The organism is Seohaeicola saemankumensis (assembly GCF_021021435.1).
GTDB lineage: Bacteria > Pseudomonadota > Alphaproteobacteria > Rhodobacterales > Rhodobacteraceae > Seohaeicola.
This window is the reverse complement of sequence record NZ_JAINWI010000039.1, coordinates 1-6,754: the sequence shown is the minus strand read 5'-3', so window position 1 is coordinate 6,754 and position 6,754 is coordinate 1. Positions and strand designations below refer to the sequence as shown.

General features: G+C 53.5%; 3 tRNA genes and 3 rRNA genes. All 6 read right to left on the bottom strand.

Features of this window, described 5'->3' with window-relative positions:
* Window positions 1-77, bottom strand: a tRNA-Met gene (locus K7H22_RS19615).
* Between the two features lie 58 nt (window positions 78-135).
* Window positions 136-250: ribosomal RNA gene (gene rrf / locus K7H22_RS19610) — 5S ribosomal RNA — on the bottom strand.
* A 135-nt stretch (window positions 251-385) separates the two neighbouring features.
* Window positions 386-3,874: ribosomal RNA gene (locus K7H22_RS19605) — 23S ribosomal RNA — on the bottom strand.
* 448 nt (window positions 3,875-4,322) lie between these two features.
* Window positions 4,323-4,398: transfer RNA gene (locus K7H22_RS19600), tRNA-Ala, on the bottom strand.
* A gap of 143 nt (window positions 4,399-4,541) precedes the next feature.
* Window positions 4,542-4,618: transfer RNA gene (locus tag K7H22_RS19595), tRNA-Ile, on the bottom strand.
* A gap of 195 nt (window positions 4,619-4,813) precedes the next feature.
* Window positions 4,814-6,280, bottom strand: a 16S ribosomal RNA gene (locus K7H22_RS19590).
* The 16S, 23S and 5S rRNA genes sit together here with 3 tRNA genes alongside, the layout of an rRNA operon.
* Window positions 6,281-6,754 lie beyond the last annotated feature (474 nt).

The following is a 6,754-nucleotide window of genomic DNA, read 5'->3' as shown; positions in this document are numbered from 1 at the left end:
TGGTTGCGGGAGTAGGATTTGAACCTACGACCTTCAGGTTATGAGCCTGACGAGCTACCGGGCTGCTCCATCCCGCGCTGGTTTTGTGTTTTAGATCGTTGAGAGTTACATATATTGATTTTCGTTCCTTACTAGGTTTGGCGGTGACCTACTCTCCCACGTCTTAAGACGCAGTACCATTGGCGCGACGGCGCTTAACGGCCGGGTTCGGAATGGATCCGGGTGTTTCGCTCGTGCTATGACCACCAAACCGAGAAAGGAACGAGATACGTCTCTATTTTTTTTATAGAGGGGTTTGTTGTCCAAGTCGCGTACGACTGTTTTATTGGAGTGTATGCTTTTGAGCCGTAATTTTGGACTTTGTTAAGTCTTGTTATTACTGGATCAAATCAAGCCTATCGGGCAATTAGTACCAGTCAACTGAACGCATTGCTGCGCTTACATCTCTGGCCTATCGACGTGGTGGTCTACCACGGCCCTCAGGGATACCTTGTTTTGAGGGGGGCTTCCCGCTTAGATGCCTTCAGCGGTTATCCTGTCCGTTCATAGCTACCCAGCACTGCCGTTGGCACGACAACTGGTCCACCAGTGGAACGTTCACCCCGGTCCTCTCGTACTAGGGGCAACTCCTCTCAAGTATCCTACACCCACGGCAGATAGGGACCGAACTGTCTCACGACGTTCTAAACCCAGCTCACGTACCTCTTTAAATGGCGAACAGCCATACCCTTGGGACCTGCTCCAGCCCCAGGATGAGATGAGCCGACATCGAGGTGCCAAACACTGCCGTCGATATGGACTCTTGGGCAGTATCAGCCTGTTATCCCCGGCGTACCTTTTATCCGTTGAGCGATGGCCCTCCCACTTGGGACCACCGGATCACTATGGCCGACTTTCGTCTCTGCTCGACTTGTCAGTCTCGCAGTCAGGCTGGCTTTTGCCATTGCACTCAACGAGCGATTTCCGACCGCTCTGAGCCAACCTTCGCGCGCCTCCGTTACTCTTTAGGAGGCGACCGCCCCAGTCAAACTACCCACCACACAGGGTCCCGGATCCGGATAACGGACCGCGGTTAGACATCAAGCAAAGCAAGGGTGGTATCTCAAGGGAGGCTCCACAGAAACTGGCGTCTCTGCTTCAAAGCCTACCACCTATCCTGCACATGCTTGGCCTGATGCCAGTGTGAAGTTGTAGTAAAGGTGCACGGGGTCTTTCCGTCTAACCGCGGGAAGCCTGCATCTTGACAGGCAATTCAATTTCGCTGAGTCTATGTTGGAGACAGCGGGGAAGTCGTTACGCCATTCGTGCAGGTCGGAACTTACCCGACAAGGAATTTCGCTACCTTAGGACCGTTATAGTTACGGCCGCCGTTTACCGGGGCTTCAATTCAAAGCTTGCACCTCTCCTTTTAACCTTCCGGCACCGGGCAGGCGTCAGACCCTATACGTCGTCTTACGACTTCGCAGAGCCCTGTGTTTTTAGTAAACAGTCGCCACCCCCTGGTTTGTGCCCCCAGCCTCTAGTTGCCTAGAAACCGGGCCTCCTTCTCGCGAACTTACGGAGGTATTTTGCCGAGTTCCTTCAACATAGTTCTCTCAAGCGCCTTGGTATTCTCTACCAGTCCACCTGTGTCGGTTTAGGGTACGATCTCATGGAGGGCTATTTCCAGGAACCGATCAGCGGCCCACCCAATCCGATAAGGGTGAACAACAGTCTCGATCCGTCACATCCTCCTGGCCCAGGAATATTAACCTGGTTCCCATCGACTACGCCTTTCGGCCTCGCCTTAGGGGTCGGCTTACCCTGCTCAGATTAGCTTTAAGCAGGAACCCTTGGACTTTCGGCGACAGGGTCTCTCACCCTGTTTGTCGCTACTCATGTCATCATTCTCACTAGTGATCTCTCCACCGGATCGCTCACGCGCCGGCTTCACAGAAAGTATCTTGTCCTCCAAGGCCCCCCGAGAGGGGCTAAAGAGGATAGATACTATGTCACACTACGCTCTGCTACCATGCCTTACGGCATCCTAAGCTTCGGCTCATGGCTTGAGCCCCGTTACATCTTCGCCGCAGGACAACTTATTTAGACCAGTGAGCTGTTACGCTATCTTTAAAGGATGGCTGCTTCTAAGCCAACCTCCTGGTTGTTTTGGTCGTCCCACCTGCTTTCCCACTTAGCCATGAATTGGGGGCCTTAGCTGTAGGTCAGGGTTGTTTCCCTCTTCACAACGGACGTTAGCATCCGCTGTGTGTCTGCCATCTAGTACTCCCGGGTATTCGGAGTTTGGTTAGGATCAGTAAGCCTGTGGGGCCCCATTACCCATCCAGTGCTCTACCCCCCGGGGTATTCGGATGACGCTCTACCTAAATAGATTTCGCAGAGAACCAGCTATCTCCGAGTTTGATTGGCCTTTCACCCCTAGGCACAACTCATCCCGACCTTTTTCAACAGGTGTGGGTTCGGACCTCCAGTTAGTGTTACCTAACCTTCATCCTGGTCATGCCTAGATCACTCGGTTTCGGGTCTGATCCCACGAACTCAACGCCCTATTAAGACTCGCTTTCGCTGCGCCTACACCTAACGGCTTAAGCTTGCTCGTGAGACCAAGTCGATGACCCATTATACAAAAGGTACGCCGTCACAAGACTGGACACTAATAATAATCTTTATACCTGCCCTACAGCTTCGCTGCTTGAGGGCTTGAACCAACTAGTCGATCGGGATGGAGACTCGAAACTGTACGGTTTCAAGGCCGGGGTTGCGGCTGTCGAGCCCTGCATTCGACCGGTGGTCGATCGACAGGCCCATGCGCACCCCTGCGCGGTTCTCATATCCGATTTCGATCCCCGACCGGAACTGGATGGCACCACCCAGATCCACCTCGTCACCCTGAACGTAAAGCCCGGGCATTGTGTGGAACTGTGCATACCAGCGATTGTTCGCGGTCGTATATGTCGTTGTATTGCCAAACCCGATCCACACCCCGCCTGCATCGGTGACCGATGCGCCGTAGGTGAGTTGGAACGGGCCACGGGCCACGCCGGTTTGCTTGCGCAGGTAAAATTCTTCACCCACGGTCGCTTCCTGGAACACCACGTCACCGACAGAAGCGGCAACATAGGGTGTGCGTGTGTTCTTGGCCAGGCAACCTTCATTCGGGCAATGTTGTGTGCCCATAGTCATCAGGCCCAGAACGAGCCCGACAACAGCAAAGGTGCCATCGGTAACAACGGCAAGATCTGACATGTCGGTTCTCCCTCGAGGCGTCAAAAACTGCCTGTCGGGTAGATTGTCATTAGAGTCCAGTCAAGCTCCGACTGATTGTAGGCGTTCGGTTTCAGGTACTGTTTCACTCCCCTCGTCGGGGTGCTTTTCACCTTTCCCTCACGGTACTGGTTCGCTATCGGTCAGTAAGGAGTACTTAGCCTTCGGGGGTGGTCCCCCGATCTTCAGACAGGATTTCACGTGTCCCGCCCTACTTAATACGTTCCATTGAGCTTCCCATACGGGGCTGTCACCCGCTATGGCCTGCTTTTCCAAACAGTTCTGGTCACTCTCAGGACTCGGCTGGTCCCCGTTCGCTCGCCGCTACTAGGGGAGTCTCTATTGATGTCCTTTCCTCCGGGTACTTAGATGTTTCAGTTCCCCGGGTTTGCTCTTAAAACCCTATGTATTCAGGTTAAAAGTACCTGGTTAACCGCATTATTGATCACGCCGGAGCGTAACAATAACACAATTTCAGGTGGGTTGCCCCATTCGGAAATCCATGGATCAAAGCATATTCTCAGCTCCCCATGGCTTATCGCAGAGTATCACGTCCTTCATCGCCTCTTACTGCCAAGGCATCCACCAAACGCCCTTCTCGCGCTTGATTTGATCCAGAAAAAGCAAGACTTCTTCTAGATCAAAAGCATACTTTCCCGCCTTGCCGACCCGTGCAGGTCAACAAGACATTTGGTTAGTGTACTTGACTTGGACAACTCTGTTCGTTTCAGCCTGCAGACATGTGGAAGGCCGAGGAAACAGCCCGATCACATGCTCGCCGCGCCCGAAGGCTTGGCACAAGACTGAGGTATGTCCCTAACGCGGGAATACCAAACAGTGTTGATATGTATCTCTCTATACGATGTAAAAGACGGCGACTTGCGTCACCTGCGTCCGATTGGACGGCCAAACACTGGATGCAGTACTTGGCGGTCTAATCGGGGTCGTGATCTGAAGTGACATGCTTCTGATCTTGTTGGAACCGCCGAAGAATGGCCCTCTCATTGATTGCTGCGCAATCAACTGCCAGGCCGGCGTCTTTTGCTTTGCAAAAGACTTGGTGGAGCCTAGGAGGATCGAACTCCTGACCTCCTGAATGCAAATCAGGCGCTCTCCCAGCTGAGCTAAGGCCCCAACGTTGAATTGGCACAGCCAATTCGACGAGCGCGGGAAGCGAGTTGCAAAGCAACTTGCGGCGCGCTGCGTACCGGAAGGCTCTCGTCGATTGCTATGCAATCAACTGCCGCCCGTCATCTTCGCTGACGCAAAGAGGACGTTGGTGGGTCGAGGAGGACTTGAACCTCCGACCTCACGCTTATCAGGCGTGCGCTCTAACCACCTGAGCTACCGACCCAAAGACCAGACCGGTAGGTCTGTGATTATTCTGAAGAGATATGAGGACGGCTCGGTCCATGGCTACCTTGAAAAGGCAACCGTTTTGACCGGCTTTGTATGCCGGTCTTGCTAAGTGCTTCACGATTATCTTGCGCTACCGCTTCGCTACTTGAGCGCATTGGCGACGCAAAGGTCATGCTAGAAACATCCTTAGAAAGGAGGTGATCCAGCCGCAGGTTCCCCTACGGCTACCTTGTTACGACTTCACCCCAGTCGCTGAGCTCACCGTGGTCCGCTGCTCCCTCCGAAGAGGTTGGCGCACGGCCTTCGGGTAAACCCAACTCCCATGGTGTGACGGGCGGTGTGTACAAGGCCCGGGAACGTATTCACCGCGTCATGCTGTTACGCGATTACTAGCGATTCCGACTTCATGGGGTCGAGTTGCAGACCCCAATCCGAACTGAGACAGCTTTTTGGGATTAACCCATTGTCACTGCCATTGTAGCACGTGTGTAGCCCAACCCGTAAGGGCCATGAGGACTTGACGTCATCCACACCTTCCTCCCGCTTATCACGGGCAGTTTCCATAGAGTGCCCAGCTTAACCTGCTGGCAACTAGGGATGTGGGTTGCGCTCGTTGCCGGACTTAACCGAACATCTCACGACACGAGCTGACGACAGCCATGCAGCACCTGTCACTTGGTCTCTTACGAGAAAACCAGATCTCTCTGGCGGTCCAAGGATGTCAAGGGTTGGTAAGGTTCTGCGCGTTGCTTCGAATTAAACCACATGCTCCACCGCTTGTGCGGGCCCCCGTCAATTCCTTTGAGTTTTAATCTTGCGACCGTACTCCCCAGGCGGAATGCTTAATCCGTTAGGTGTGTCACCGAGCAGTATACTACCCGACGACTGGCATTCATCGTTTACGGTGTGGACTACCAGGGTATCTAATCCTGTTTGCTCCCCACACTTTCGCACCTCAGCGTCAGTATCGAGCCAGTGAGCCGCCTTCGCCACTGGTGTTCCTCCGAATATCTACGAATTTCACCTCTACACTCGGAATTCCACTCACCTCTCTCGAACTCAAGACCAGGAGTTTTGGAGGCCGTTCCAGGGTTGAGCCCTGGGATTTCACCCCCAACTTTCTGATCCGCCTACGTGCGCTTTACGCCCAGTAATTCCGAACAACGCTAACCCCCTCCGTATTACCGCGGCTGCTGGCACGGAGTTAGCCGGGGTTTCTTTACCAGATACTGTCATTATCATCTCTGGCGAAAGAGCTTTACGACCCTAAGGCCTTCATCACTCACGCGGCATGGCTAGATCAGGCTTGCGCCCATTGTCTAAGATTCCCCACTGCTGCCTCCCGTAGGAGTCTGGGCCGTGTCTCAGTCCCAGTGTTGCTGATCATCCTCTAAAACCAGCTACTGATCGTAGACTTGGTAGGCCATTACCCCACCAACTATCTAATCAGACGCGGGCCGATCCTTCCCCGATAAATCTTTCCCCCAAAGGGCGTATACGGTATTACTCTCAGTTTCCCGAGGCTATTCCGTAGAAAAGGGTACGTTCCCACGCGTTACTAACCCGTCCGCCGCTACACCCGAAGGTGCCGCTCGACTTGCATGTGTTAGGCCTGCCGCCAGCGTTCGTTCTGAGCCAGGATCAAACTCTCAAGTTGAAATGCCATCGCTGGCATATCCTTGACGTTCGAACCTCTGCACATCTTTGATGTCCTACCACTTCGCTACTTGAGGACGTTGCCGACCACAAACAACTCAGCAGCACCCCCACCCGGCTAGGAACGGAGGTAAACACCAAAATTTCTCTGTTTGATGTACTTCAGGTTTCATCAGAAACCGAAAGCCACTCAAACAGTGAAGCTGACACTAGATCATCGGGTCGCCCCTACTAGCGCGATATACAGACGTTGATCCATCGAACTGAACCAAACCGCCCACATATCTCTTCAGATACTATCAATGTCAAAAAACGCGGGCCTAAACCCAGAAGACAAAATCACACGAGAGCGCCAAACTATGTCAGCGCAACCCGCCCAACTTATCCCCAAATCCTCGCCCGGATCTCCCTCAGTAACTCAGCTACCTCGTTCCGTCCGGTCAACAACGTCGCGTCTCTGCGTCGCCGTGAGGGG